This window comes from Shinella sp. 20P9.1.1 (assembly GCF_057798995.1).
Genome location: NZ_JBYOLC010000003.1, coordinates 287,708 through 312,507, shown reverse-complemented (window position 1 = coordinate 312,507; position 24,800 = coordinate 287,708). Strand labels below are relative to the sequence as shown.

Sequence of the window (24,800 nt, the reverse complement as noted above, 5' to 3'; positions counted from 1 at the left end):
GCCTACTATTGCTCAAACCGTGGCGCTTTTTCGTCAAGAAGAGCGTTGACCGCAGCAATCACATGCGGCGCCTGCGCGGGATCGGCAAAGACCGCCTTGTCGAGCGCCACGAACTCCGCCCCGGTCTCGGCAACGGCAAGGGCGGAGTCCGGATCTGAGCCGCCGAGCACGATGCAGGGAATCTCCACCATCGACGCCCACCATTCGGCAAGCGCCAAGTTCTTCGGATGCGCCTCCGGCTTGATGTCCCCGCCGATCTTGCCGAAGAAGATATAGTCCGGCTGGATGTCGCCGATCTCCAGCGCCTTGTGACGATCCGTGGCGTTACCGCCGCCGACGATGAGCTTCGGCGTGAATTTTTCGACAGCCTCGCTGAACTCCTCAAGCCCGCCGGTGACATGGATGCCGTCGGCCTTCGCCCGGCCGGCCACGCGCGTGTCGCCGGCGATGAGCGCGGCGGCACCGGCGTCCTGGACGATCTCGACCAGCGCTTCCGCATGTTTCTGGAACACGCCGTCATCGAGCCCGTATTGCGGGATGATCACCGAAGCGACATCGCCGCCTTTCAGCGCGCTTTCCAGCATAGCGGCACGCGCGGAAAGGTCCTCGCCTTCGGGAAGGATCAGGACGAGACGGCAGCGTTTATCGGCTTTGGACATGGATGGGCACTTTCCTTGAATTGCGGCACTCTGGTCTCGTCATAACAGATCAAAGCGGATAGACGGAAGGACGAACAGGATCAATCGTCTTCCATGTCCATCGACCCCTCGATTTATTACGCCGCCATCCCCGCCGTGCTGCTGGTCGGCCTGACGAAGGGCGGCATGGGCGAGGCCCTGGCCCTGATGGGCGTACCCTTGCTGGCGATGGCCGTGCCGCCGGTGCAGGCCGCCGCCATCCTCCTGCCGATCCTCGTGGTGATGGACTGCGTGTCGCTCTGGATCTGGCGCGAACACAACAATCGCATGCTCCTGAAGATGCTGCTGCCCGGCGCACTCATCGGCATCGCCATCGGCTGGGCGACCTCGGCCTATGTGCCGCGCGATGCACTGCGCCTCATCATCGGCCTCATCACTGTGCTCTTCGTGCTGCGCTACTTCTACAACACTTGGCGTGTCCGGCATGGTTACGTCATCGAGCCGAAACCGCACCGCCTCATCCCCGCGGCCTTTTTCGGCACGCTCTCCGGCTATGGCAGCTTCGTGGCGCATGCCGGCGGCGCGCCGTTCCAGGTCTACGGCCTGCCGCTGAAGCTGCCGCCGCGCGACTACACCGGGGCGGCCGTCCGCTTCTTCGCCATTCTCAATTTCATCAAGCTCGGCCCCTATTTCGCGCTCGGGCAGCTCGATACGACGAACCTCACCATCTCGGCGACGCTCGTGCCGCTCGCCATCGTCGCCACCGCTTTCGGCGGTTTCATGGTCAAGCGCATGAAGCCGGATGTCTTCTATCCCTTCATGTATTCCATGGCGCTGATCGCCGGCCTGAAGCTCGTCTATGACGGCCTGCTGGCCTTTCTCTGACGTTTTACTTCGCACCGCACAAAATACTTGCCGCACATGCTGCTTTGCCATAGCGTTCGACCATGGCGCACCCGGACCCCTTTGCTGCGATTGCCGACCCCAACCGCAGGTTCCTGCTGGAGGAGTTGCGCCGCGCCCCGCGCACGGTCAACGAACTCTCCGAGGGACTGCCGATCAGCCGCCCGGCGGTCTCCCAGCATCTGAAGGCGCTGCTCGATTCCAACCTGGTCAGCGTGAAGGCCGAGGGCACGAAGCGCATCTACGCCATCAACGCCAAGGGCTTCGACCGGCTCAATCTCTGGCTCGACCAGTTCTGGTCGTAAGCCCTGCTGTCCCATTTCGAAATAGAACGCCCCGGCAGATCCTCCGATCTGCCGGGGCGTCACGACATCTATCATTTCGTTTTCGGAAGCGGTTTCGCGAAATGGGCTCCTACCCGGTCCTCCCATACGGACCATCTGTTCCGCGACGTGCCTCCCTATAATTCCTTTGGAAAAATCCCTGTCGTTTCAGTGAGCTGTGGAGCGAATGCGCTCGATCTCATCCTTGATGCGCAGCTTGCGACGCTTGATGTCTGCAATCGTCTCATCGCCCGAGGAGGGCTGCTTGATCGCAGCATGCAGCTCTTCTTCAAGAGCAAAATGCTTCTTTTCGAGCGTAGCCAGATGGGCCTCAATCGTCATGTGACAGTTCCTTCCTTTTGCTTGCACCCGGCCACTTGCGTGCCGGATGATCCAGGTTGCAACAAAGTCAGTGTGCCATGTCATTTTTCATTTGTCGAAGGCGAAAACGTGGCAAGGGATAACTTCCCGTTACCGGGGCTTTCGTGATAGGAGCAGGCTTATACAGACTGGGACAGGCGGGCGAACCGCTGTTTCCGACGACGGGGAATAGAGAGCATGGCAGACCAGGAACAGGCTGAAATGCGGCTTGCCGCCGCACGGCTTCGCCAGGAGCACGAAGACTACGATGCCGCGATCAACGCCATGATCCAGGTCGGCTGCGAAGCGCTCAAAATCCAGCGCATGAAGAAGAAGAAGCTGATCTTGAAAGACAAGCTTTCCAAGCTGGAAGACCAGATCATCCCCGATATCATCGCCTGAACCGGACGAGACGCCTTGGACACCACAGAAACGCCCCCCGTCGCCATCATCATGGGAAGCCAGTCCGACTGGGAGACGATGAAGAATGCCGCCGATACGCTCGATGCGCTCGGCGTCGATTACGAGGCCCGCATCATTTCGGCCCACCGCACGCCCGACAGGCTCTACAGCTTCGCCCGGGGCGCCAAGGCGGAAGGCTTCAAGATCATCATCGCCGGTGCGGGCGGTGCGGCCCACCTGCCGGGCATGGCTGCGGCCATGACGCCGCTGCCGGTTTTCGGCGTGCCGGTCCAGTCGAAGGCACTCTCTGGTCAGGATAGCCTGCTCTCCATCGTGCAGATGCCGGCCGGCATTCCCGTCGGCACGCTCGCCATCGGCCGGGCCGGCGCGGTCAATGCGGCGCTGCTGGCGGTCGCCGTGCTCGCGCTCAACGATCCCGAACTTGCCCATCGCCTCGATGAGTGGCGCGAGAACCAGTCCAGCGCCATTGCCGAATATCCCGTGGACGGCCCGCTATGAGCGCCCGCACCATCGGCATCATCGGCGGCGGCCAGCTCGGCCGCATGCTGGCCATGGCGGCCGCGCGCCTCAACCTGCGCACCGTCATCCTCGAGCCGCAGGCCGATTGTCCGGCAGCCCAGGTCGCCAACGCGCAAATCGTTGCCGCCTATGACGACGCCGGAGCGCTCGCCGAGCTTGCCCGCATCTGCGATGTCGTGACCTACGAATTCGAGAACGTGCCCGTCGCGGCCGCCGCAGCACTGGCCAAAGCCGTCCCGGTCTTTCCGCCGCCGCGCGCGCTGGAGGTCTCGCAGGACCGCCTCGTCGAAAAGAGCTTCATTCGCGACTGCGGCATCCTCACCGCCGATTTCGCCGCCGTCGACAGTCAGGCCGACCTCGAGGCGGCGCTCGACCGCTTCGGCGGCGTCGGCGTGCTGAAGACCCGCCGTCTCGGTTATGACGGCAAGGGTCAGCGGCTCTTCCGCTCGCCGGCCGAAAGCCGCGAAGGCGCCTTCGAGGCGCTGGGCGGCGTGCCGCTCATCCTCGAAAGCCTCGTGCCCTTCGAGCGCGAGGTCTCGATCATCGCCGCGCGTGACCGCGACGGCACGATCGCCTGCTACGACCCGGCTGAGAACGTCCATCTGAACGGCATCCTGCACACCTCGACGCTGCCGGCTAACATCGGCGAGACGACGGCGGACCAGGCCCGCAAGGCGGCGCGCGCCATTCTCGACAGCCTCGGCTATGTCGGCGTCATCGGCGTGGAATTCTTCGTGCTGGCGGATGGCGGCCTCGTCGCCAACGAGATTGCGCCGCGCGTGCACAATTCCGGCCACTGGACGGAGGCGGCCTGCGTCGTCTCGCAATTCGAGCAGCATATCCGCGCCGTCGCCGGCCACACGCTCGGCGATCCGCGCCGCCATTCGGACTGCGTGATGCAGAATCTGATCGGCGACGACATCGACGACGTGCCGGCCTGGCTTGCCAAGCCCGGCGTGCTTGTTCATCTCTACGGCAAGACGGAAGCGCGCCCGGGCCGCAAGATGGGGCATATTACCCAGCTTTTCGACCGAGACGGGCTGGAAAACCGGCCTTGAGGGCGGAAAACCCATCGCCCGTGGTTGACAGCGCAAATGTCACGGGTTACATGCCTGCCCAACGTGAAAGCGCGCCCGAAACGGCGCGTTTTTGATTGAAGAAATCCGGCGAACTCGTGTCGCCCTGCAATACGCGGATCGAAAACATGAAGATCAAGAATTCGCTCAAGTCGCTCAAGGCTCGCCACCGCGAAAACCGCCTTGTTCGCCGCAAGGGCCGCATCTACATCATCAACAAGCAGAACCCGCGCTTCAAGGCTCGTCAGGGCTGATACGGCGTCGCGGTTGCCTGTCCTGACAGAAGGACAGAGTTGATCGAGAAATACAAATTGAAGTTGGGCGCATGGCGGTTTACCATAACCGTCATGCGCTTTTTCATGATTTCCGCACTCTGCCTTCCCCTTGCTCTCGCCATGGCCGCGCCATCCGTTGCCACCGCGCAATCGGCGGACAAGGCTTCGCTCGACACGTCCTCCAGCGCCTTCACCACGCAGGCTGAGCGGCTGAACAAGCTGTTCGGCGAATTGAAGCGCGAGGCCGATCCGGATGCGGCCACCGGCATTGCCAACCAGATTCGCCGCGAATGGCAGGATTCCGGCAGCGCCAGCATCAATCTGCTGATTCAATGGGCCGACAAGGCCATGACCGAGGACAAGAATGCCGCGGCGCTCGATTTCCTCGACGAGGCTATCCGCCTGCGGCCTGACTATGTCGAGGGCTGGAACCGCCGCGCGACGCTGCATTTTAAGATGGGCAACTATCGTAAGTCGATGTCCGACATCAACCAGGTGTTGAAGATCGAGCCCCGCCACTTCGGCGCGCTCGCCGGCATGGCCGCGATTCTCTCGCAGAGCGGGCGTGACGAGCTTGCCATGAAGGCGTGGGAACGCTTCCTCGATATCTACCCGACCGAACGGCAGGCACAGAAGGAAATGGGCGACCTTGCGGAAAAGCTGACCGGCCAGCGCACCTGATCGTCGCCGGAGTGAACCGGCCGCGCGCAGCCCGCGTAGAGTAGTCATCTCCATCGTCGACCGGACCCTTCCTTGCCCTCCCCGCTCCGCCTCATGCTGACAACCCTTCTCGCCGCCCCCTTCGCCATCGCGCTCGCTGGCTACGCCTTCACGGCGTGGAAGGCGCGCGCCATCGAGCAGCAGTTTCCCAATGTCGGCGAGCTGATCGACGTCGGCGGTTTCAGCCTGAACAGCGTGCTGGTCCCGGCAGGCGACAAGGCCGACCTGCCGCCGCTCGTCTTCATCCACGGCGCGAGCGGCAACCTGCGCGACCAGATGCACGCCTTCCGCGCCAGGCTCGAAGGCCGCGCGACCATGCTCTTTATCGACCGGCCAGGCCACGGCTACTCAGAACGTGGCGGGCCGGAAAATGCCTTGCCGGACGGCCAGGCGAACGCCATTGCCCGCCTGATGGAAAAGCGCGGCATCGACAAGGCGATCATCATCGCCCATTCCTTCGGCGGTGCGATTGCAGCAAGCTTTGCGCTGGAGCACCCGGATAAGACCGCCGGCCTGTTGTTCCTCGCCCCCGCCACCCATCCCTGGCCGGGTGGCGTCGATTGGTACTACGACCTTGCAAGGGCACCCGTCATCGGCTGGCTGTTCAGCCGCATCGTCGCGCTGCCGGTCGGCCTGTCGCGCATCGATAGCGGCACGCGTTTCGTCTTTGCCCCGAACCGGCGGCCGGACGATTACATCGAGGCGACCGCCCCCGCACTGGTGCTGCGCCCCGCCGCCTTCCGCAACAATGCCACCGACGTTGCCAATCTCCTCGACTACGTGAAGCGCATACAGCCGCGCTACCACGAGATCCGCACGCCGACGGTGATCGTCACCGGCGACACGGATGGCGTCGTCTATGAGGAAATCCATTCGCGCGGGCTGGCGCGTGACATTGCGGGATCGGAACTCGTCTGGATTCGCAATCTCGGCCACAAGCCGGATTACGTGGTGACGGACCTTGCCGTCGAGGCGATCGAGAAGATCGCAGGCAGCGATCGCGACCTCCAGGAATCAGCAAGGCGGGCCGAGGCCCGCCTTGCGAAAGATCACGAAAAGTAGCGCGGCCTCAGACGCCGCTGACGCCGTCGGCGCCGATATAGGCGATGCGCAGCATGTTCGTACCGCCGGGCGTGCGCAACGGCACGCCAGCCGAGATGATGATGCGGTCGCCCGGCTTGCCGAACTCTTCCGACACGACGATGCGGCAGGCGCGGTTCACCATGTCGTCGAGATCCTCGGCATCGCCGGTGACGACGCAGTGCAGGCCCCAGACGACCGAGAGGCGGCGCGCCGTCTCGATGACCGGCGAGAGCGCGAGGATCGGCACCTCCGGCCGCTCGCGCGCAGCACGCAGGCCCGTCGTGCCCGACGAGGTGTAACAGACGATGGCTGCGAGCTTCAGCGTCTCCGCGATCTGGTGGGCGGCAAGCGAGATGGCGTCGGCGCCGGTCGCTTCCGGCGGCGTGCGCTGGGCGTAGATGATACCCGGATAATGCGGGTCGCGCTCGACCTTGCTGGCGATGGACGCCATGGTCGAGACGGCTTCGACCGGATAATCGCCAGACGCGGATTCGGCCGACAGCATGACGGCATCGGCGCCTTCGAAGACGGCGGTCGCGACGTCGGACACTTCGGCGCGCGTCGGCACCGGAGCGGAAATCATCGATTCCAGCATCTGGGTCGCGACGACGACCGGCTTGCCGGCGCGGCGGCAGGCGCGGATGAGCTGTTTCTGCAGGCCCGGAACGGCTTCCAGCGGCATTTCCACGCCAAGGTCGCCACGGGCGACCATCAGGGCATCCGAGAGGTCGATGATCTCGTCGATACGCTCGATGGCCTGCGGCTTTTCGATCTTCGACATCAGGCCGACGCGGCCGCGCGAAATCTTGCGCACTTCCGCCAGGTCTTCCGGACGCTGGATGAAGGAGAGTGCCACCCAGTCAACGCTGCCGGTCGCCAGAACCGCATCGAGGTCGACGCGGTCCTTTTCGGTCAGCGCGCCGACGCCGAGCAGCGTGTCGGGCAGGCTCACACCCTTGCGATCGGATATCTTGGTGCCGGAAACGACCGTGCAGACGATCGACTTGCCGTCGGATTTTTCGGCACGCAGATGCAGCTTGCCGTCGTCGATCAGCAGGCGATGGCCGGGCTTCACGGCTTCGAGAATTTCCGGATGGGGCAGGAAGACGCGGCTGTTGTCGCCGGGCACGTCCTTGTTGTCGAGCGTGAAGGTCTGGCCGGGCTTCAGCTCTTCCGAACCGTTGGCGAACTTGCCGACGCGCAGCTTCGGCCCCTGAAGGTCGGCGAGGATGCCGATGGGACGGCCACAGCGGGCCTCGACGGCGCGGATGCGGCTGATCAGCGTGCGCATCACGTCGTGGCTGGCATGGCTCATATTGATGCGGAACAGGTCTGCGCCCGCCTCATGCAGCTTCTGGATCATCTGCTCGTCGGAGGATGCGGGTCCGAGCGTGGCGAGGATTTTGACTTTTCTGTTCCGTCTCATCAGTTCTGGCTTTCCTGGGTCCCTGGCGTATCGGAAAGCTGCACCATCCAGCTTCCCTGTCGGCCCGTGTCATATTCCTTGAAGCCCATGCGCTGGAAACCGCGGGCAAAGCAGTCCTGCACGCCGGTGATCTTGAACTCGTTCTCGGCGACGCACATGTTGACGTCACCGGTCCAGCGACCGCCGCGGGCGGCATCTTCGGCATAGAGATAGTAGTAGCGCGATTGCAGCTCGCCCTCGATCAGCGTGGCGCAGGTCGTGGCCGGCACCTGCCACCAGCCCTCAGTCATCCAGCCTTCCTTGGCGCGATAGCCGATGGCGACGCCGACGAGGTTCTGCGTGCCGTTGCAGACACGGAACTCGGCTTTCGCCTCATTGGGCACGGAAAGGGCGAGGAAGCCCGCAAAAGTGAAAAGGCCCGCCTGGAGAAGGCGCGTGGCTTTCGGGACGAAGGGGCTATAGCTCTTGGCTCGCACGGTTTCCAATGGAACTCCGTTGATTTGAATATGCGCTTTCTTGCGACGACGGGGCATGAATGTCAACGCAACACTAATCGATTACAATTTCACAAAAGAAGAAGGAATCTTTCCCGCAACCGCAAGCCCCGTGGCTTGCGGGCCGGATCGGCCCATGCGATCAGTCGGCATGAGCGGTACAATTTCGGCCAAGGGCATGCAGGACCATCCTTCCTTCGAGATCATTGACGGCGACCTCGGCCTGGGGCTCGTCATCCTGGCGGACCATGCCACCAATCTCCTGCCCGAACGCTACGGCCACCTCGGCCTGCCGGACAGCGCCTTCGAGCGCCATATCGCCTACGATATCGGCGTCGAGGGCGTGGTGCGCGGCCTCAACGCCCGGCTGAACGCGCCGGTCGTGATGAGCCGCTTCTCCCGCCTGCTGATCGACCCCAACCGCGGCGAGGACGACCCGACGCTCGTCATGCGCATTTCCGACGGCGCGATCATTCCAGGCAACCATCCGATCACGCCGGAAGAATGGCAATATCGGCTCGAAACCTATCACCGTCCCTATCACGATGCCGTGTCGCGCACGATCGATGCGGTGGCCAGGCACACGGGCAAACCACCGCTCGTCATGTCCATGCATTCCTTCACGCCGGCCTGGAAGGGCACGCCCCGCCCGTGGCAGGTGACGGTGCTCTGGGACAGCGACCACCGCGCCGTCGGCCCGCTGCTCTCGGAACTGGAAAACCTAGGCAATGTCGTGGTAGGCGACAACGAGCCCTATGACGGGGCGCTGCGCGGCGATACGATGTTCCGCCATTGCATGAAGCCGGGCATCGCGCATGCCCTCATCGAAATCCGCCAGGACGAGATCGGCGACGATGCCGGGATCGCCCGCTGGGTCGATCGCCTCGCACCGATCTTTTCGCGGTTGAATGCCGATCCCGCCCTGCACACATACGAGATACACCCCTCCCGCACCGGACCCTATTGAGATGACCGAACTCAGCAAAGAGCAGAAGACCGAATTCGAGGCCGCCGCCTTCCGGCGTCTCATCAGGCACCTGCGCGAGCGCACGGACGTGCAGAACATCGACATGATGAATCTGGCCGGCTTCTGCCGCAACTGCCTGTCGAACTGGTATCGCGATGCGGCCAATGAAGCGGGCGTTGCCCTCGACAAGGAGGCCTCCCGCGAGATCGTGTACGGCATGCCCTACGAGGAATGGCGTGAACGGTACCAGCGCGAAGCGAGCGGCGCCCAGAAGGCGGCCTTCGAGGTCAACCGCCCGAAGGAATGACGCCACGGCGGCATGAAAAACCCCAAGGAGCGTGCGATAGGCCTTGATCTTGCCGGAAGTTCGCGGCAAGTCACGGCCTTCGAATTTTAGACCATCCCCAGTCCACCCAAGGAGAAGACCATGTCGGATGCCCACGGCGTCGCACGCGACCAGCTTCGCGCATTCATCGAGCGCATCGAGCGTCTCGAGGAAGAAAAGAAAACCATCGCGGACGATATCAAGGACGTCTACGGCGAAGCCAAGGGCACCGGCTTCGACACGAAGATCCTGCGCAAGGTCATCCAGATCCGCAAGCAGGACAAGGACGAGCGCATGGAACAGGAAGCCATCCTCGACACCTACCTGCAGGCCCTCGGCATGATCGATCTGCCGCCGGATGCCGAGTAAGACGGGACGATCGTCCGACGTGAGATGAAGGGGCGCAACGCGCCCCTTTTCTTTGACCGCGCCTGAACCTTGTAGCGACCCGCAGCGGCTTCAGAGTTTCGCTGGCCTGCCGACATGATATGACTGCTGTCGGGCGCGCAGCGAATATCCTGCCCGTTTAAGGCATGGAGCATGGACAGACCTTGAGCAGCGAAGCCGAAGCCCCGAAACCGATGGCCAATCGCGCCACCCGCCTGACGATTTTGTGCCGTGGGGCCACCCAAGCCAACCAGCAATCCCGGTTTACCTCTGCCGATGCCCTGCTGCCCAAAGAGCAGACGCGGTTGAAGGTGCTTGCCAGCGACCTGCGCCCTTTCGATACGGTCCTACATGCGCCCGAACGCCCTGCCTCCGAAACGGCCGCTGCATTCTCTGTCAAAACGAGCCTTTGCCCGCCCCTCAGGGATATCGCCTATGGCGCATGGGACAACCGGACGGTCGCGGAGGTCGCGCAACATTGGCCTGAAGACCTGGAGCGATGGTCGGCGGATCCTGCATCGGCCCCGCATGGCGGTGAATCCTTCGCGGCGGCGCAGGTCCGGGCAGTGGACTGGCTGGAAGCCTATCGCGCGGCCGGCGGAAACACGCTGGCTGTGACCCATGCGACCATCGTCAAGCTGCTGTTTCTTCATGTGGTTGGCGCGCCGCTGACGTCGATCCGGCGCATCGATGTTGCGCCCCTCGGTATGCTGTCTCTGAGCAGCGACGGCAGTCGCTGGGCGCTTCGCGGGTTCGGCACCGCCGGACGCACCGGTCTGTCAGCGGGCGACTAGCCGACTGGGGTGCAGGCGCGCGACATCAAGGCCATTGCTTCGCCCATTCCCGAAGCTCGACCTTGGCCTTTTCCGGCCAGTCCTTCATGGGCGAGGGAAAGACCGCAATTTTCCCGTCGACCGGCTTCCAGGCCGCATAGACGAGGCGGTCGCTCGAGGACAGGAAAATCAGCCCGGCCTCATCGAGGCAGGCATGTGGCCGGCACGCCGTGCCGACAAAATCATCCCCTTTGAACTGGCCGCTTCCGACGCCGGTCATCAACTCCTGAAACTGCTGAAAATCCGAGCCGAGCACCATCTTGAAGCTGGCAGCAATCTCGCCGTTGGCGAAGGCGTCGGATGGATGCGTGAAGGTGCGCTCGCGCAGATTGCCCCAGCCACTCGCCGCATCCGGCTGGAAGGCGACGGAAGCAAGTGGCGCTATGCCCCGCTCGGCGGTCCACTGCCAGCGCTCCGTTTCCCGGCCGGGAATATTTCCCGTTGAAAAGACGATGTTCGCGCCGTCAACGTGCCAGGATACGGACGCGCAATTGTCGATAGGCCCATCTATTCTGGGTGCACCACTGCGGGGAAAGGACAGCACAAAAGGCGAGCCGTCGCAGGCATTGCCGCCGCCGGAGCTCGTACCGACAAGCACGGTGGTGTCGCCGAACGCATAGACATCATCCAGGAAAACGATCTGGTTCTTGTGCAGCTCCCGCCCATCAACAATGAGGGCTTTCTCGAAATCCTTTTCCTGGATTGCGACCGTATGGCCCGCAACCTTTTCCAGCTCCAAGGCACCGGCAAACGGCGCCGCGCCGGCGAGAAAGCCGATTGTGGAAAGTGTAAGAACCAAATATCTGCTCATGAAAATCTCCTGCATTTTGCCCTAAGCTAGCCTTCCGTGGCCAACAATCGCAACGGCAGGATGGGTTTTTCAGAGATATGAGCGACCGCTCGATCCACTGCCGCAATGCAAAATTTCTTTGCGAATGAATGGCCGGCCTGCACCGTCCCTCCTCTATCGGCCCCATTAAGCGAAATCACTTTCAGGCAGAAAATGACCTTTCCCACGATCAAGCTTCCCGCCCGCCCCCTCGCCATCAAAAGCGGGGTCATCTCCATCCCCTTCGCCTACTACTTCTCCATACCCATCCTGCTGGCCATTGCCGTCTTCATGGCGATGACGGAAGGGCCGGGCATTCTGCGCGACTACACGATCAACCAGAATCCGCTCGTCATCGACGGCACTATCGGCGGCAAGTGCACGACGCGCAAAGCCGTCTTCACGACCTGCGAAGTGGATCTTTCCTACCAGCACGACGGCCAGCGCTATGAGAAGGAGGTCGAGGTCATGTTCGTCGACTTCCACACCGGCGACTACGAGACGGGCCTTGTCGTTTCGGCCGATCATCCGGATCTCGCCACGATCAGCCTCGGGCTGGATATGCTGTGGAACCGGATCATCACGCTGGCTGCCTTCACGCTTCTGCTCGGCGGCGGCGGCCTCGCGATGATCTTCCTTGCGGTGCGCATCCTGCGCGTTCGCGGTCAGCTGCGCCATCCCGCGCCGCTGACCGTCATCCCGGTCGAAATCACCGGGATCGACAAGAAGCGCGGCCGCCTCGCGGTCACCTATGCCGACCGTCTGAGCGAGCGGAAGACCAAGCGCGTCGCCTTCACCCGCTTCGAGAACGGGGAAGAACCGATCATCGTTGGCGATGCCGGCAGCAATGCGGTCGCCCTTGCCGTCTGGCACGGCAAGACCGCGCTTCCCGTGCTGCTCGACGACCGGCTGGAGCGGATCGACCTGACCGCGCAGGAGCGTGCGGATGCGCTCGCCCCGCTTCATGCTGCCGCAGCATCAGCCGACCACCAGACCGCCGCCGCCCTTGCTCCGGTCAAGAAGGGTATGTCGCTAGCGCGCCGGCTCGGCCTGTTCCTGCTTCTCATTCTCCTCATCGTCGGCGGCATTTTCGGCTATTGGCTGTGGTACGTGACGAGCGCGCCCTCGCAATACAATTCACCGGGAATGGACATCAACAACATGATGCCCGAAGCGCTCAACCGCTGGGGCTGCAGCCAGCTGCAAAGCCGTTTCGGCGACGGCCCCGCCCCCTTCGGCTGCACGGCCGCGGACTATCAGAGCTGGAAATGACCGTTAGCCCGCTTTAGCGGCGGTGCTCACGCAGATCTTCCCAATACAGACGATACGTTGACGGGCTGGAGCAAAAACTCCAGCCCGCTTCCGTTTCAGGGCATCTCTCATTTCCGCCCATCTGTCATCATCAGCCCAGATGGATGAGCTGTTGCAGACACTTCAAAAACTCAAACAAAAAAAGCCCGCTGGATCGCTCCAGCGGGCTCTTTGATCTCTGTCCTCAGGGTTCATTCGAACTTGCGGACTTCCATGAAGTTCACCGCATTGCCACTGAAGCGGGCGCTGTCGATCGACTTTCCCTCCGGCTGGAAGCCGGCCATGTAGACGGTGGTCGGCGCGGCGCGCAGCGTGCGGCTCACGAAGCGCGGGGCTTTGACCGGCTTGGAAAGCGTCGCCATATCGCCCTGCTCCAGCGCCCACTGCGAGATGATCTTCTGCGTCAGCTTCGGCTCGGTGCGGATCGCGCCGCGGCTTGCGGCATCGGCGTCCTTCTTCTTCGGACGGCCACCCTTGGAGGGCGTTTCCTCGACAGCCTTGCCATCGAAGGCATCAACGCCCGCCAGCGACCGCGTGGCGCCGGCATTGTCGGAAACAAGCGCGGCCATCTCGACCGGATTGCCCTGATCGTCACCCGCCGTCGGATCGGCAAGGGCAGCAAGTCCGGAACGGTCCGCGGTGGACGGAAGCGCGACCTTGGCCTCGGCCGCCGCCATCAGCGCGGTCTGCGACTGGTCATCAAGCTCGACCTGCGGACGAAGGCCCGGCACCGGCACCATGGCCAGTTCCTCGCCGTCTTCCGCCGCAGCGGCCGCGACAGCCGCCGTCATGGCCTCACCGGACTGGGCTTCACCGGGCTGCGCATCGCCGGCCTGGGTGCGGGCACCCAGCATGACGGGCAGCGGCACCTTGTAGGCCGACAGGTCTTCGAATTCAGGCTTCTGCTCTTCGGTCGTCGTCGCCGCTTCGAGGGCCGCGACCGCACCGCTCGTCGTCGGCGCGACAAGGGCGAGCTCGCTGGTCGTCTCGGCCGCCTTGAAGGCGGGGCGGCTGCCCGGAACCGGCGCGTTGAACGCAAGTTCGGTTTCGGCTTCGGTCGCAACCGGTTTTTCTTCGGCAACGGCCTTCGCGGGCTTGCCACCGGATTCGCTGCCTTCATCGAAGGAATCGGCGATCGTGACATTGCTGCTCGCGATCATTTCGGGTTCTTCATCTTCATCGCCACCGCCGCCGAAGAGGGCCGCGAGGAAGCCACCCTTGCGCTTGGAGGCCGTCGGCGTGGAACCGCCGCCGGCAACCTGGATGGCGTCAGAACCGACGCGACGCTTGTAATCGGCAACGGCCTGCTGGTAGCCCGGCAGCGGCTTGCCGTCGGTCGGCACATGCATGGTCTTACCGTCGGGGAAGAGGCGGACGAGCTCCTGGCGGCTCATCCGCGGCCAGGCGCGCACGCTGCCGACGTCGAGATGCACGAAGGGCGAACCGGACGTCGGGTAGAAACCAACGCCGCCGACCTGGAATTTCATGGCGGTGGCACGTAGCGTCGCGAGCTTCACGCCCGGAATATAGAAGTCCATCGCCTTGCCGAGCATGTGCTGGCTCTTCTTGGCGACGCCCTTGGAGCGCGAGCGCAGCATGCCGTTGGTGGCCGGCGAGCGATAGGCGGAGACGACGTTGATGTAACCGGTGCCGCCGACCTTCTGGTAGACTTCCCAGACAAGATCGAAGAGGCGCGGATCCATGCGCGTCGGCTCGTTGCGGCGCCAGTCGCGCAGGAACGTATTGAGCTGCTTCAGGCCGCGCTGGTCATACCGACCGTTGCGCTTGAAAGTGATCTCGGCCTTTTCCTTGGTGTGGATGAAGAAGAGCTTGAGCGTGCGGTTGCCGCTCTCGGCCTGAACCGTCGCGGGAATGGCCGTCGGCAGAATGAGGGCAGCAGAGAGCACAGCCGTGGACAAAGCCTTGGGCAGCTTTTGCAACACTGTTTTGCAGAGGCTGCCAAGGGTGTTCCCCCGGCGCTTCATCGATGCGAACAAATTTGCCAACTCTTTCCCCGTCCGAAGGACAACGAACGTCCGTTATCCCAGATGACTGCCAATTGCGGTGAGAGCATGGCAAATCCGCCACACTCTTCGACGCGCACCCGTTATAGTGAACAATCCACTAACAGGGAATAAACGGCAATCGCGAAATCTCAAACGGCCGGGATTCCAACGGTTTTTACGCAGCTTCCTTCAGCGGATTGTCCGGATCGATGCCGTAATCCTTGAGTTTGCGATAGAGTGTCGAGCGGCCGATGCCCAATTTGCGGGCAACCTGGCTCATCTGGCCATGATAGAATTTCAAGGCAAAGCGGATGAGTTCCTCCTCGACATCGGCCAGTTTGCGCACATGGCCGCCCTTGTCGACACTCGGAATCGCATTGTCAGGCGTGCCGTGGACATCGGAGGAAACCGATTCGTTCGGCCGGAAATCCGGATAGACGCTCGGCAGGCGCGCATCGCCTGCAAGCTCCGGCGTGTGGGCCGATGTCGCCTCCCAGGTGACCGCGCCATCCTCGGCCAGGCCGTAACCCGGCACCTGCGCGGCGATCTGCGGGAAGTCCGTTGCGTTGAGCTCCGCCCCTTCCGACAGCACGACGGCGCGGAAGATGGCGTTTTCCAGCTGGCGGATGTTGCCCGGCCAGTCATAGGCCGTCAGGAGCGCCATGGCGCCGGCAGAGACGCCGAGCGGGCGGGCGAGCTTCTGCTCGCCGGCAAAGCGCTGCACGAAGGCGCGCACCAGAACCGGAATGTCCTCCTTGCGGCGGCGCAACGCCGGAATGGTGATCGGGAAGACGTTAAGGCGGTAATAGAGGTCCTCGCGGAAGCGGCCTTCGCGGACTTCGTTGATGAGGTCGCGGTTGGTCGCCGAGATCAGGCGGACATTGACCTTCTGCGGAAAACGCGCGCCGATCGTCTCGATCTCGCCCTGCTGAACGGCGCGCAGGAGCTTCACCTGCACGTCGAGCGGCAGATCGCCGATCTCGTCGAGGAACAGCGTGCCGCCGTCGGCCTCCATGAATTTGCCGGTATGACGTTCCGTGGCCCCGGTGAAGGCGCCCTTCTCGTGGCCGAACAGGATGCTTTCCACCAGATTGTGCGGGATCGCGCCGCAATTGACGGTGACGAAGGGCTTGTGCGCCCGGTCACTGCCGGCCTGGATGGCGCGAGCCACCATTTCCTTGCCGACGCCCGATTCGCCTTCCAGCACGACCGGAATGTTCGACTGGGCGGCGCGGCGGCCAAGCTCGATGACACGCATCATTTCGGAACTGGCCGAAACGATATCGTCGAACTGCACGGTCTCCGTGCGCCCCCGGCGTCCGCCGCGGCTGCGCCCTTCCCGCTGATCGACCTTCAGCGCGTTGCCGAGGGCAACACCGAGGCGCTCGGGGGAAACTGGCTTCACCACGAAATCGAAGGCACCGGCACGCATGGCCATGACCACGGTCTCGATGCCGCCCTGCCCCGTCTGCACGATCACCGGGATCGTGTTTTCGCGTTCGGCGAGCGCATCGAGGAAGGCCGAGCCGTTCATTTCCGGCATCATCAGGTCGAGCAGGATCACATTGATCAGACCGCCCTTGCGATCGAGCATGTCGAGACCCGCACGACCGTTTTCCGCCATATGGGCGACGTGGCCGGAGCGCTCAATCATGTTCTTCAACAGCCTGCGCTGGACAGGATCATCGTCGATGACAAGAATATGGGCCGTCACTGGAACCTCCTTGCCCAGGCGTGCGTCATGCACGCCGAAGGGAACTGAACACCAGCGGACCATGACAGGAAGGGTTGAACATGCCGTTTTGAGAAAGGCTTGCATTTTAACCAATGCCGACGCAAGCAAGGGGCCGATCTGCCCATCAGGAAGAGAGATAGAGATGACGCGTAATTTCCCCGCACCCCGGATCACCTTCGCTCCGGCGGACGCCGCCGCAAGCGCCGAACTGGGCGACCTTCCCGGCTGGAACCTCGGCGATCTCTATCCCTCGCAGACCTCTGCGGAATTCCAGGGCGATATGAAGAAAGCCGAGGCGGGGGCGCTCGCCTTCGAAGCCCGGTGGAAAGGCAAGCTCGACGCGGCCACGGAAAAAAACAGCGACGAGGGCATCGGCGCGGCCGTCAAGGAATTCGAGGCGCTGGAAGACGTGATGGGCCGTCTCATCTCCTTTGCCGGCCTCACCTATTTCACCAACACGACCGAGCCGGCGAACGGCAAGTTCTATGGCGATGTGCAGGCGAAGCTGACCGATCTCGGCGCGCATCTGCTGTTTTTCTCGCTTGAACTCAACAGGATAGCGGACGAGCGCATCGAAGCGGCGCTGACGAACGACGCCCTTGCCGCGCATTATCGCCCGTGGATCGAGGACCTGCGCAAGGACAAGCCCTACCAGCTCGACGACAAGACCGAACAGCTCTTCCTCGAAAAATCGATGACGGGTGCGGCCGCCTGGAACCGCCTGTTCGACGAGACCATGGCCTCGCTGCGCTACACGATCGACGGCGAGGAGCTGCCGCTCGAAATCGCCCTCAACCAGCTGCAATCGCCCGACCGTGAGGCGCGCCGCAAGGCCGCGCAGGCGCTGGCGAAGACCTTCCAGGACAATATCCGCACCTTCTCGCTGATCACCAACACGCTCGCCAAGGACAAGGAAATCTCCGACCGCTGGCGCGGCTTCGAGGACATCGCCGACAGCCGGCATCTGGCGAACCGCGTCGAGCCGGAGGTCGTTGCAGCCCTCGCGGAAGCGGTACGCGAAGCGTATCCGCGCCTGTCGCACCGCTACTATGCGATGAAGGCGAAGTGGCTCGGAATGGAGCAGATGGAATTCTGGGACCGCAACGCGCCCCTTCCCGAGACACCCGATGCGACCATCCCGTGGACCGAAGCGCGCGACACCGTGCTCGCCGCCTATGGTGCCTTCGCGCCCGAAATGGCCGACATCGCCAAAAAATTCTTCGACAAGGGCTGGATCGACGCGCCGGTCCGCCCCGGCAAGGCGCCCGGCGCCTTCGCCCATCCGACCGTGCCTTCGGCGCACCCCTACGTGCTGGTCAACTATATGGGCAAGCCGCGCGACGTGATGACGCTCGCCCACGAGCTTGGCCATGGCGTGCATCAGGTGCTGGCCGGCGGCCAGGGCGCGCTGATGGCCTCGACGCCGCTGACGCTGGCCGAAACGGCCTCCGTCTTCGGTGAGATGCTGACCTTCCGCAGCCTGCTCGACAAGACGAAGGACAAGCGCGAGCGCAAGGCCATGCTCGCCCAGAAGGTCGAGGACATGATCAACACGGTCGTGCGCCAGATCGCCTTCTATGAATTCGAGCGCAAGGTGCACACCGCCCGCAAGGAAGGCGAGCTGACCGCCGAGCAGATCGGCGAACTCTGGCTCTCGGTGCAGGGCGAAAGCCTCGGCCCGGCGATCCGCATTTCCGAGGGCTACGAGACCTATTGGGCCTATATCCCCCACTTCATCCACTCGCCCTTCTACGTCTATGCCTATGCCTTCGGCGATTGCCTGGTGAACTCGCTCTATGCCGTTTACCAGCAGGCGGAAACTGGCTTCCAGGCGAAGTATTTCGACCTGCTCAAGGCCGGCGGCACCAAGCATCATAGCGAACTGCTGAAACCCTTCGGCCTCGATGCCAGCGATCCGTCGTTCTGGAGCAAGGGACTGTCGATGATCGAGGGGCTGATCGACGAACTCGAAGCGCTTGATAAGGCCTCCTCTTAAAAGAAGCCGGACAGCAGCATGACCGATCGCGAACGCTTTGTGCTCCTCAGGGACGACCGCGAGGATCGGACGGTGGTTTTCGCCGATCCGCTCGCCGTGGTCACCGTGCGCGACCGCGCTGGCTTCGAGCCCGCTTTCGCGGCGCTGCAGGCGGCCCATGACAATGGCCACTGGATCGCCGGCTTCATGAGCTATGAGGCCGGCCATCTCTTCGAGGAGAAGCTGGCCCCCTTCGCGGAAGAAAACCGCCCGACGCCGCTGATGAGTTTCGGCATTTTCGAAAAGCCGGCGGAGGATCATCCGCTGGCAAAGCCGCGCCAGCGCACCGAAAACGAGCCGTTCCTCACCGAGCCGAAAGCGCATTGGGATTTCGAGACCTATCGCAGCCGCTTCGAGCGCCTGCACCGGCATCTGCGCGAGGGCGATTGCTACCAGGCGAACCTCACCATGCCGATCTGCGCCCGCTGGACCGGCGATCCGCTCGCCGCCTTCTGGTCGCTGATCGAACGCCAGCCGGTGCGCTACGGCGCCTTCGTCTCGCTCGATGGGCCACAACTGCTCTCCCGTTCGCCGGAACTGTTCTTCGATATCGACAAGGACGGCTGGATCGAGACCCACCCGATGAAAGGCACCGCCCCGCGCGGGGCGAACGCGGCGGAAGATGCGGAAATCATCGCCGCCATGCAGGCCGACCCGAAGTCGCAGGCGGAAAACCGCATGATCGTCGATCTCCTGCGCAACGATATCTCGCGCATTTCCGAGGTCGGCACGCTGCACGTGCCCAAACTCTTCGCCGTCGAGACCTACCCGACGGTGCACCAGATGGTGAGCCATGTGCGGGCAAAGCTGCTGCCCGGCATCGCCATCCGCGATATCTTCGCTGCCCTCTTCCCTTGCGGCTCCATCACCGGCGCGCCAAAAATGAGCGCCATGAAAATCCTGCACGATCTGGAGGACGGCCCGCGCGACGCCTATTGCGGCGCCATCGGCATGATCGCGCCTGACGGCACCATGCGCTTCAACGTCGCCATCCGCACGATCTCGATCTTCGAGGACGGCAAGGCCGTCTTCAATGTCGGCGGCGGGATCGTCTTCGATTCGACCGCCGAGGCGGAATATGAGGAGTGCCTGCTGAAGGCGCGGTTTGCCGTGGGGGACCAATGGATCTCTCGCTGATCGAGACACTGCGTTGGGAGCCCGAAACCGGCTTCGTGCGGCTGGAGCGCCATCTGGCACGGCTGGCGCATTCGGCCGACGCACTCGGGTTGCCGGGGGCCGGAAAGGCCGGGAAAGCTCTGGCCGCAGCACATGCCGGTTCCGAAACACCTCTCCGCATCCGCCTCGAACTCTTCGCCGATGGCCGGATCGAAGTCCAGACCGCAGCCTTCACCCCGCTCGCGCCGGACACCACATGGCGGTTGAAGATCGCCGAAACCCGCCTCGCCTCCAGCGATCCGCTGCTGCGCCACAAGACCTCACGCCGCGCGGTCTATGCCGCCGCACGTGCGGAATTCCCGGCAAGCGAAGCCGACGAGGTGATCCTGCTCAACGAACGCGGTGAGCTCTGCGAGGGAACGATCACCTCGCTTTTCCTCGACGACGGCTCCGGCATCCTGAAAACCCCACCGCTTGCCGCCGGCCTGCTGGCCGGCGTGCTGCGCGCGGAACTGCTGGAAAGCGGCAAAGCCGTCGAGGCCGTTCTGCGGCTGGACGACCTTTCCAGGAGCGAAATCTTCGTCGGCAATTCGCTGCGCGGGCTGATCGCCGCCGCGCTCGTGTGAGCGACTGACGCTAGTTAACAATATCGCGGCAGAAAACCGCGCTTTCCCTTTATTGTGACAGAAATCTGTGCTCTAGCGCTGCCATTATGCTATGGGGCCGTCAAACCCCCGATTTTTAGCGCAAAGCGGCCGTCCGCAGGAGACCCAAATGGCAGACAGCACCTATCCGGTACATGGCGAAATCACCGGCCCGATCGTGATGATCGGCTTCGGTTCGATCGGGCGTGGCACGCTGCCGCTCATCGAGCGCCACTTCAAGTACGACCGGAACCGGCTGATCGTCATCGAGCCGCGCGAAGACGCCGCCGACGCCGAAATCTACGCCCGCCATGGCGTGCGCCACATCAAGGCCCATGTCACCAAGGACAACTACAAGGAGCTGCTGAAGCCGCTCCTCACGGAAGGCGAAGGCCAGGGCTTCTGCGTCAACCTGTCGGTCGATACCGGCTCCGTCGACCTGATGAAGCTGTGCCGCAAGCTCGACATCCTCTATATCGATACGGTCGTCGAGCCCTGGCTCGGCTTCTATTTCGACAAGGACATGAAGAACGCCGACCGCACGAACTATGCGCTGCGTGAAACGCTGCGCAAGGAGAAGGAAAAGAACCCGGGCGGCACGACGGCGGTTTCGACCTGCGGCGCCAATCCCGGCATGGTCTCCTGGTTCGTCAAGCAGGCGCTCCTGAACCTCGCCAACGATCTCGACATCAAGTTCGAAGAGCCCGCGCAGGACGACCGCGAAGGCTGGGCGAAGCTGATGAAGAAGGTCGGCGTCAAGGGCATCCACATCGCCGAGCGCGACACCCAGCGCACCAAGAACCCGAAGCCGTTTAACACCTTCTGGAACACTTGGTCGGTCGAGGGCTTCATCTCGGAAGGCCTGCAGCCGGCCGAACTCGGCTGGGGCACACACGAAGAGTGGATGCCGAAGAACGCCAAGAAGCACAAAAAGGGCTGCAAGGCCGCGATCTATCTCGAGCAGCCCGGCGCCAACACGCGCGTGCGCTCCTGGTGCCCGACCCCTGGCCCGCAATACGGCTTCCTCGTCACCCACAACGAGTCGATCTCCATTGCCGACTTCTTCACGGTGCGCGACAAGGACGGCCACGTTACCTTCCGCCCGACCTGCCACTATGCCTATCATCCGGCCAATGACGCCGTGATTTCGCTGCACGAAATGTTCGGCAACGGCGGCAACCAGCAGCCGGTGCTGCACGTGCTCGACGAGAACGAACTGGTCGACGGCGTCGACGAACTCGGCGTGCTGCTCTACGGCCACGACAAGAACGCCTACTGGTACGGTTCGCGCCTGTCGCTGGAAGAAACCCGCCGCATCGCTCCCTACCAGAACGCGACCGGCCTGCAGGTAACCTCCGCCGTGCTCGCCGGCATGGTCTGGGCGCTGGAAAACCCGAAGGCCGGCATCGTCGAGGCCGACGAGGTCGATTACAAGCGCTGCCTGGAAGTGCAGACGCCCTATCTCGGCCCGGTCGAAGGCCACTACACCGACTGGACCCCGCTTGACGGCCGTCCGGGCCTCTTCCCTGAGGACCTCGATACGAAGGATCCGTGGCAGTTCAAGAACATCCTCGTTCGCTGAACCGCCCTATAGAACCGAATGCCAGACGCCCGCGGCCGAACCGCGGGCGTCTTCGCTTTCAATGGGATAATGCCCGTTCGCTACCATGCGTATCTTGCTTTCGCAGGCTCTTCGCGGCATGGTTTGCCGAATTGGACGGGCGGTTTGCCGCCGTGACCCTGGAGACCCCTATGAAGCCGATCACAGTCCTCAGCCTGCTGACCGCCGCCGTCGCCCTTTCCGCCTGCCAGAGCGACCGCGCGCCGCGTGAGCTGCCGCCGATCCAGCAGCCGCAAAAGACGGGCGTCGAGGGTTCATGGATGGACGCAAACGGCCTGATGTCGACTTTCAATACCGGTAGCTTCCAGACACGTACGACTGATACCAATGTCGTCATGGCCTCCGGAACTTATGTGACCCAGCCCTCCGGGCTGATTGAGATCAATCTCTTCTCGAACATCTCCAAGACGACCTCGAAGGTGAATTGCTCGCTGATTGGCACAACACAGCTAAACTGCACCGCTGCGAGCGGCACGCAGTTTTCGCTCACACGCCGCGCGTGAAGCGCTCGTCCGAGAACGAAAGGGCCGCAAGGCCCTTTTTTCGTTTCAGCTGATAAGCCTCACCCGGTTTCGCTTCCCCTCTTTTCTCTTGAAGTTGCCGTCGAGCGGTGAAAACATCCTCTCGGCCGGCTGTCCCGTTTCCGCTCCAAGGAGAAACGGACGGCCCCTGCCGCGCTCTCCAGCGCAGGCACAAACAAGGAGATGAGGACCATGACGATTTTCCGATCCGGCTTTCTCGCCGCCTCCATCATCGCGCTCTCCAGCGGCTCGGCGCTCGCCGACTACGAGCTGAACATCCTGCACATCAACGACCTGCATTCGCGCATCGAGGCGATCAACAAGTTCGATTCAACCTGCTCGGCCGAGGAGGAAGGCAAGGGCGAATGCTTCGGCGGCGTGGCGCGCCTGAAGGCTGCGATCGATGCCCAGCGCCAGGCGCTTGCAGGCAAGAACGTGCTCCTCCTTAATGCCGGCGACAATTTCCAGGGCTCGCTCTTCTACACGACCTACAAGGGGGCGGCGGAAGCGGAATTCCTCAATCTCATGAAGTTCGACGCCATGACCGTCGGTAACCATGAATTCGACGACAGCGAAGACGGTCTCGCCGCCTTCCTCGACAAGGTGCAGTTCCCGGTCGTCACGGCCAATGTCGCCGCAGGTGCCAGCTCGAAGCTCGGCGACCGGATAAAACCCTTCATCGTGCTCGACCAGGGTGGCCAGAAGATCGGCATCGTCGGCGCGGTCGCCAACGACACGGCGGAACTCTCCTCGCCCGGTCCGAACGTACTGATCGGCGACGACGTCGCCGACATCACCGCCGCCATCGGCGAATTGAAGAAGCAGGGCGTCAACAAGATCATCGCGCTCACCCATGTCGGCTATCCGCGCGATCTCGCAGCGATCGCCAAGATCCCGGACGTCGACGTGGTGGTCGGTGGCCACACCAACACCTTCCTCTCCAACACCTCGGACAAGGCGGAAGGCCCCTATCCGACGCTGGTCGACAATCCCGGCGGCTACAAGGTGCCCGTCGTGCAGGCCGGCGCCTATACGAAATATCTCGGCGACCTGAAGGTCGTGTTCGACGATGCCGGCGTGGTGAAGGAAGCCTCCGGCGAGCCGATCCTGATCGATTCCAAGATCAAGCCGGATGAGGCCGTGCTCGCCCGCATCAAGGAACTTTCCGGCCCGATCGAGGAACTGAAGAACAAGATCGTCGCCGAAAGTTCAGCCCCGATCGACGGCTCGCGCGAAACCTGCCGCGCCGCCGAATGCGCCATGGGCAATCTCGTGACGGACGCCATTCTCGACCGCACCAAGGATCAGGGCATCACCATCGCCATCACCAATGGCGGCGGCCTGCGCGCCTCCATCGATGGCGGCCCGGTCTCGATGGGCGAGGTGATCTCCGTCCTGCCCTTCCAGAACACCGTCGCAACCTTCCAGCTCAAGGGCTCCGACCTCGTCGCCGCGCTTGAAAACGGTCTCAGCCAGATCGAGGAGGGCGCCGGCCGCTTTCCGCAGGTCTCCGGCCTGAAATATTCTTTCGACAAGTCGAAGCCGGCCGGCAGCCGCGTCGTATCCGTCGAGGTGAAAGAGGGCGATGCCTTCGTGCCGCTCGATCCGGCCAAGACCTACGGCGTCGTCTCCAATAACTATATGCGCTCTGGCGGTGACGGCTATTCAGTCTTTGCAAAATCCGGCCAGAACGCCTATGATTTCGGCCCGAACCTGGAGCTCGTCGTCGCCGACTATCTCGCCGCGCATCAGCCTTACAAGCCCTATACGGATGGTCGCATCACGGAGGTTGCCGCATCGGCACCTGCAACGGCCGATACGGCAACCAGCACCGAGACAAAGCCTGCAACTTCGACGGAAACGGCTGCGAAGTCGACGGATGGGGCCGCAACAACCGGTGATGCCACTTCCAGCGCTGCAACGACGACGGAAGCCAAGCCGGCAACCGACACGACCGCAAAGTCGGCGACCGAGGGGGCGGCGACCACGACTGAGGCAGCCGCCACGGCCGGCGGCAAGCATGTCATCATCAGTGGCGATACGCTGTGGGATCTCGCCAAGGCCGCCTATGGTGACGGCACGCTGTGGCGCAAGATCGCGGAGGCCAACGGCAATCCGCGTCCCCGTGCACTGCATGTCGGCAACGAACTGTCGATCCCGGCGAAATAGGGCCCCGCAAAATAAGGACAATTTGTCTCCACTATTTCTGCCGGTCCGGGCTATCCCGGAC

The 24,800-nt window shown here is 63.1% G+C and carries 26 protein-coding genes; 19 read left to right on the top strand and 7 right to left on the bottom strand.

Annotation, left to right across the window (positions count from 1 at the left end; translation table 11 throughout):
• Nucleotides 1-5 precede the first annotated feature (5 nt).
• Nucleotides 6-659 carry a thiamine phosphate synthase gene (locus tag AC27VQ_RS07450; RefSeq protein WP_488715786.1) on the bottom strand — a complete coding sequence of 218 codons (654 nt, stop codon included), beginning with the start codon at nucleotides 657-659 and terminating at the stop codon, nucleotides 6-8.
• Between the two features lie 93 nt (nucleotides 660-752).
• Between AC27VQ_RS07450 and AC27VQ_RS07445 the strand changes: the two genes are divergently transcribed.
• Nucleotides 753-1,523 (top strand): sulfite exporter TauE/SafE family protein, encoded by a 771-nt coding sequence (locus AC27VQ_RS07445; protein WP_488715785.1) that lies wholly within the window; start codon nucleotides 753-755, stop codon nucleotides 1,521-1,523.
• 62 nt (nucleotides 1,524-1,585) lie between these two features.
• On the top strand, nucleotides 1,586-1,846 hold the full coding sequence (locus AC27VQ_RS07440; protein ID WP_117370534.1) for an ArsR/SmtB family transcription factor: 261 nt from the start codon (nucleotides 1,586-1,588) through the stop codon (nucleotides 1,844-1,846).
• Nucleotides 1,847-2,032: 186 nt separating this feature from the next.
• On the opposite strand, the gene AC27VQ_RS07435 is transcribed toward AC27VQ_RS07440, so the two are convergent.
• Nucleotides 2,033-2,206: a YdcH family protein gene (locus AC27VQ_RS07435; RefSeq protein WP_313521975.1), complete on the bottom strand. Its 174-nt coding sequence runs from the start codon at nucleotides 2,204-2,206 to the stop codon at nucleotides 2,033-2,035.
• A gap of 216 nt (nucleotides 2,207-2,422) precedes the next feature.
• Between AC27VQ_RS07435 and AC27VQ_RS07430 the strand changes: the two genes are divergently transcribed.
• The 6 genes from AC27VQ_RS07430 (at nucleotide 2,423) to AC27VQ_RS07405 (ending at nucleotide 6,299) form a co-directional block, all read left to right on the top strand.
• A complete protein-coding gene (locus tag AC27VQ_RS07430) occupies nucleotides 2,423-2,626 on the top strand; it encodes a YdcH family protein (protein WP_257950056.1) in 204 nt (67 codons plus the stop codon).
• 51 nt (nucleotides 2,627-2,677) lie between these two features.
• Nucleotides 2,678-3,145, top strand: coding sequence for a 5-(carboxyamino)imidazole ribonucleotide mutase (gene purE, locus AC27VQ_RS07425; protein ID WP_313522087.1), 468 nt, complete (start codon nucleotides 2,678-2,680; stop codon nucleotides 3,143-3,145).
• Nucleotides 3,142-4,224 (top strand): 5-(carboxyamino)imidazole ribonucleotide synthase, encoded by a 1,083-nt coding sequence (locus AC27VQ_RS07420; RefSeq protein WP_488715784.1) that lies wholly within the window; start codon nucleotides 3,142-3,144, stop codon nucleotides 4,222-4,224. The genes purE and AC27VQ_RS07420 overlap by 4 nt, the downstream gene beginning before the upstream one ends.
• A 146-nt stretch (nucleotides 4,225-4,370) precedes the next feature.
• The gene (gene ykgO, locus AC27VQ_RS07415; protein WP_024271182.1) at nucleotides 4,371-4,496 is read left to right on the top strand and encodes a type B 50S ribosomal protein L36; all 126 of its coding nucleotides are present in this window, start codon (nucleotides 4,371-4,373) and stop codon (nucleotides 4,494-4,496) included.
• A gap of 84 nt (nucleotides 4,497-4,580) precedes the next feature.
• Complete coding sequence (locus tag AC27VQ_RS07410) at nucleotides 4,581-5,198, top strand: hypothetical protein (protein WP_488715873.1); 618 nt, start codon at nucleotides 4,581-4,583, stop codon at nucleotides 5,196-5,198.
• Between the two features lie 93 nt (nucleotides 5,199-5,291).
• Nucleotides 5,292-6,299: an alpha/beta fold hydrolase gene (locus AC27VQ_RS07405; RefSeq protein ID WP_488715872.1), complete on the top strand. Its 1,008-nt coding sequence runs from the start codon at nucleotides 5,292-5,294 to the stop codon at nucleotides 6,297-6,299.
• A gap of 7 nt (nucleotides 6,300-6,306) precedes the next feature.
• Here AC27VQ_RS07405 and pyk read toward each other — a convergent pair whose 3' ends face one another.
• Entirely contained in the window at nucleotides 6,307-7,746 is a 1,440-nt protein-coding gene (pyk, locus tag AC27VQ_RS07400) for a pyruvate kinase (protein ID WP_421593818.1), read from the bottom strand.
• Entirely contained in the window at nucleotides 7,746-8,222 is a 477-nt protein-coding gene (locus tag AC27VQ_RS07395; protein ID WP_409530311.1) for a DUF1036 domain-containing protein, read from the bottom strand. Before AC27VQ_RS07395 ends, pyk begins: the two co-directional genes overlap by 1 nt.
• A gap of 169 nt (nucleotides 8,223-8,391) precedes the next feature.
• Between AC27VQ_RS07395 and AC27VQ_RS07390 the strand changes: the two genes are divergently transcribed.
• The 4 genes from AC27VQ_RS07390 to AC27VQ_RS07375 all read left to right on the top strand — a co-directional run bounded on the left by AC27VQ_RS07390 (nucleotide 8,392) and on the right by AC27VQ_RS07375 (nucleotide 10,713).
• Nucleotides 8,392-9,207 carry an N-formylglutamate amidohydrolase gene (locus tag AC27VQ_RS07390; RefSeq protein WP_488715783.1) on the top strand — a complete coding sequence of 272 codons (816 nt, stop codon included), beginning with the start codon at nucleotides 8,392-8,394 and terminating at the stop codon, nucleotides 9,205-9,207.
• 1 nt (nucleotide 9,208) lies between these two features.
• Complete coding sequence (locus tag AC27VQ_RS07385) at nucleotides 9,209-9,514, top strand: DUF1244 domain-containing protein (RefSeq protein WP_488715782.1); 306 nt, start codon at nucleotides 9,209-9,211, stop codon at nucleotides 9,512-9,514.
• Nucleotides 9,515-9,634: 120 nt separating this feature from the next.
• The gene (locus AC27VQ_RS07380) at nucleotides 9,635-9,901 is read left to right on the top strand and encodes a DUF2312 domain-containing protein (protein WP_117370542.1); all 267 of its coding nucleotides are present in this window, start codon (nucleotides 9,635-9,637) and stop codon (nucleotides 9,899-9,901) included.
• Between the two features lie 182 nt (nucleotides 9,902-10,083).
• Nucleotides 10,084-10,713, top strand: a complete 630-nt coding sequence (locus AC27VQ_RS07375) for a histidine phosphatase family protein (protein WP_488715781.1) — start codon at nucleotides 10,084-10,086, stop codon at nucleotides 10,711-10,713.
• 25 nt (nucleotides 10,714-10,738) lie between these two features.
• Here AC27VQ_RS07375 and AC27VQ_RS07370 read toward each other — a convergent pair whose 3' ends face one another.
• Nucleotides 10,739-11,578 (bottom strand): Ivy family c-type lysozyme inhibitor, encoded by an 840-nt coding sequence (locus AC27VQ_RS07370; RefSeq protein ID WP_488715780.1) that lies wholly within the window; start codon nucleotides 11,576-11,578, stop codon nucleotides 10,739-10,741.
• Nucleotides 11,579-11,755: 177 nt separating this feature from the next.
• On the opposite strand from AC27VQ_RS07370, the gene AC27VQ_RS07365 reads away from it, so the two are divergent.
• On the top strand, nucleotides 11,756-12,853 hold the full coding sequence (locus AC27VQ_RS07365) for a hypothetical protein (RefSeq protein WP_488715779.1): 1,098 nt from the start codon (nucleotides 11,756-11,758) through the stop codon (nucleotides 12,851-12,853).
• A gap of 230 nt (nucleotides 12,854-13,083) precedes the next feature.
• Here AC27VQ_RS07365 and AC27VQ_RS07360 read toward each other — a convergent pair whose 3' ends face one another.
• The gene (locus AC27VQ_RS07360) at nucleotides 13,084-14,877 is read right to left on the bottom strand and encodes a peptidoglycan L,D-endopeptidase MepK (protein WP_488715871.1); all 1,794 of its coding nucleotides are present in this window, start codon (nucleotides 14,875-14,877) and stop codon (nucleotides 13,084-13,086) included.
• Between the two features lie 196 nt (nucleotides 14,878-15,073).
• Nucleotides 15,074-16,612: a sigma-54-dependent transcriptional regulator gene (locus AC27VQ_RS07355; protein ID WP_421593827.1), complete on the bottom strand. Its 1,539-nt coding sequence runs from the start codon at nucleotides 16,610-16,612 to the stop codon at nucleotides 15,074-15,076.
• A gap of 163 nt (nucleotides 16,613-16,775) precedes the next feature.
• Here AC27VQ_RS07355 and AC27VQ_RS07350 point away from each other — a divergent pair, with 163 nt between their 5' ends.
• The 6 genes from AC27VQ_RS07350 (at nucleotide 16,776) to AC27VQ_RS07325 (ending at nucleotide 24,739) form a co-directional block, all read left to right on the top strand.
• Nucleotides 16,776-18,629 (top strand): M3 family oligoendopeptidase, encoded by a 1,854-nt coding sequence (locus tag AC27VQ_RS07350; protein WP_488715778.1) that lies wholly within the window; start codon nucleotides 16,776-16,778, stop codon nucleotides 18,627-18,629.
• A gap of 18 nt (nucleotides 18,630-18,647) precedes the next feature.
• Nucleotides 18,648-19,805 (top strand): aminodeoxychorismate synthase component I, encoded by a 1,158-nt coding sequence (locus AC27VQ_RS07345; RefSeq protein ID WP_488715777.1) that lies wholly within the window; start codon nucleotides 18,648-18,650, stop codon nucleotides 19,803-19,805.
• A complete protein-coding gene (locus AC27VQ_RS07340) occupies nucleotides 19,790-20,410 on the top strand; it encodes an aminotransferase class IV family protein (protein WP_488715776.1) in 621 nt (206 codons plus the stop codon). Before AC27VQ_RS07345 ends, AC27VQ_RS07340 begins: the two co-directional genes overlap by 16 nt.
• A gap of 148 nt (nucleotides 20,411-20,558) precedes the next feature.
• Nucleotides 20,559-22,010 (top strand): homospermidine synthase, encoded by a 1,452-nt coding sequence (locus tag AC27VQ_RS07335; RefSeq protein ID WP_488715775.1) that lies wholly within the window; start codon nucleotides 20,559-20,561, stop codon nucleotides 22,008-22,010.
• 170 nt (nucleotides 22,011-22,180) lie between these two features.
• On the top strand, nucleotides 22,181-22,552 hold the full coding sequence (gene omp10 / locus AC27VQ_RS07330) for an outer membrane lipoprotein Omp10 (RefSeq protein WP_488715774.1): 372 nt from the start codon (nucleotides 22,181-22,183) through the stop codon (nucleotides 22,550-22,552).
• 210 nt (nucleotides 22,553-22,762) lie between these two features.
• The gene (locus tag AC27VQ_RS07325) at nucleotides 22,763-24,739 is read left to right on the top strand and encodes a 5'-nucleotidase C-terminal domain-containing protein (RefSeq protein ID WP_488715773.1); all 1,977 of its coding nucleotides are present in this window, start codon (nucleotides 22,763-22,765) and stop codon (nucleotides 24,737-24,739) included.
• Nucleotides 24,740-24,800 lie beyond the last annotated feature (61 nt).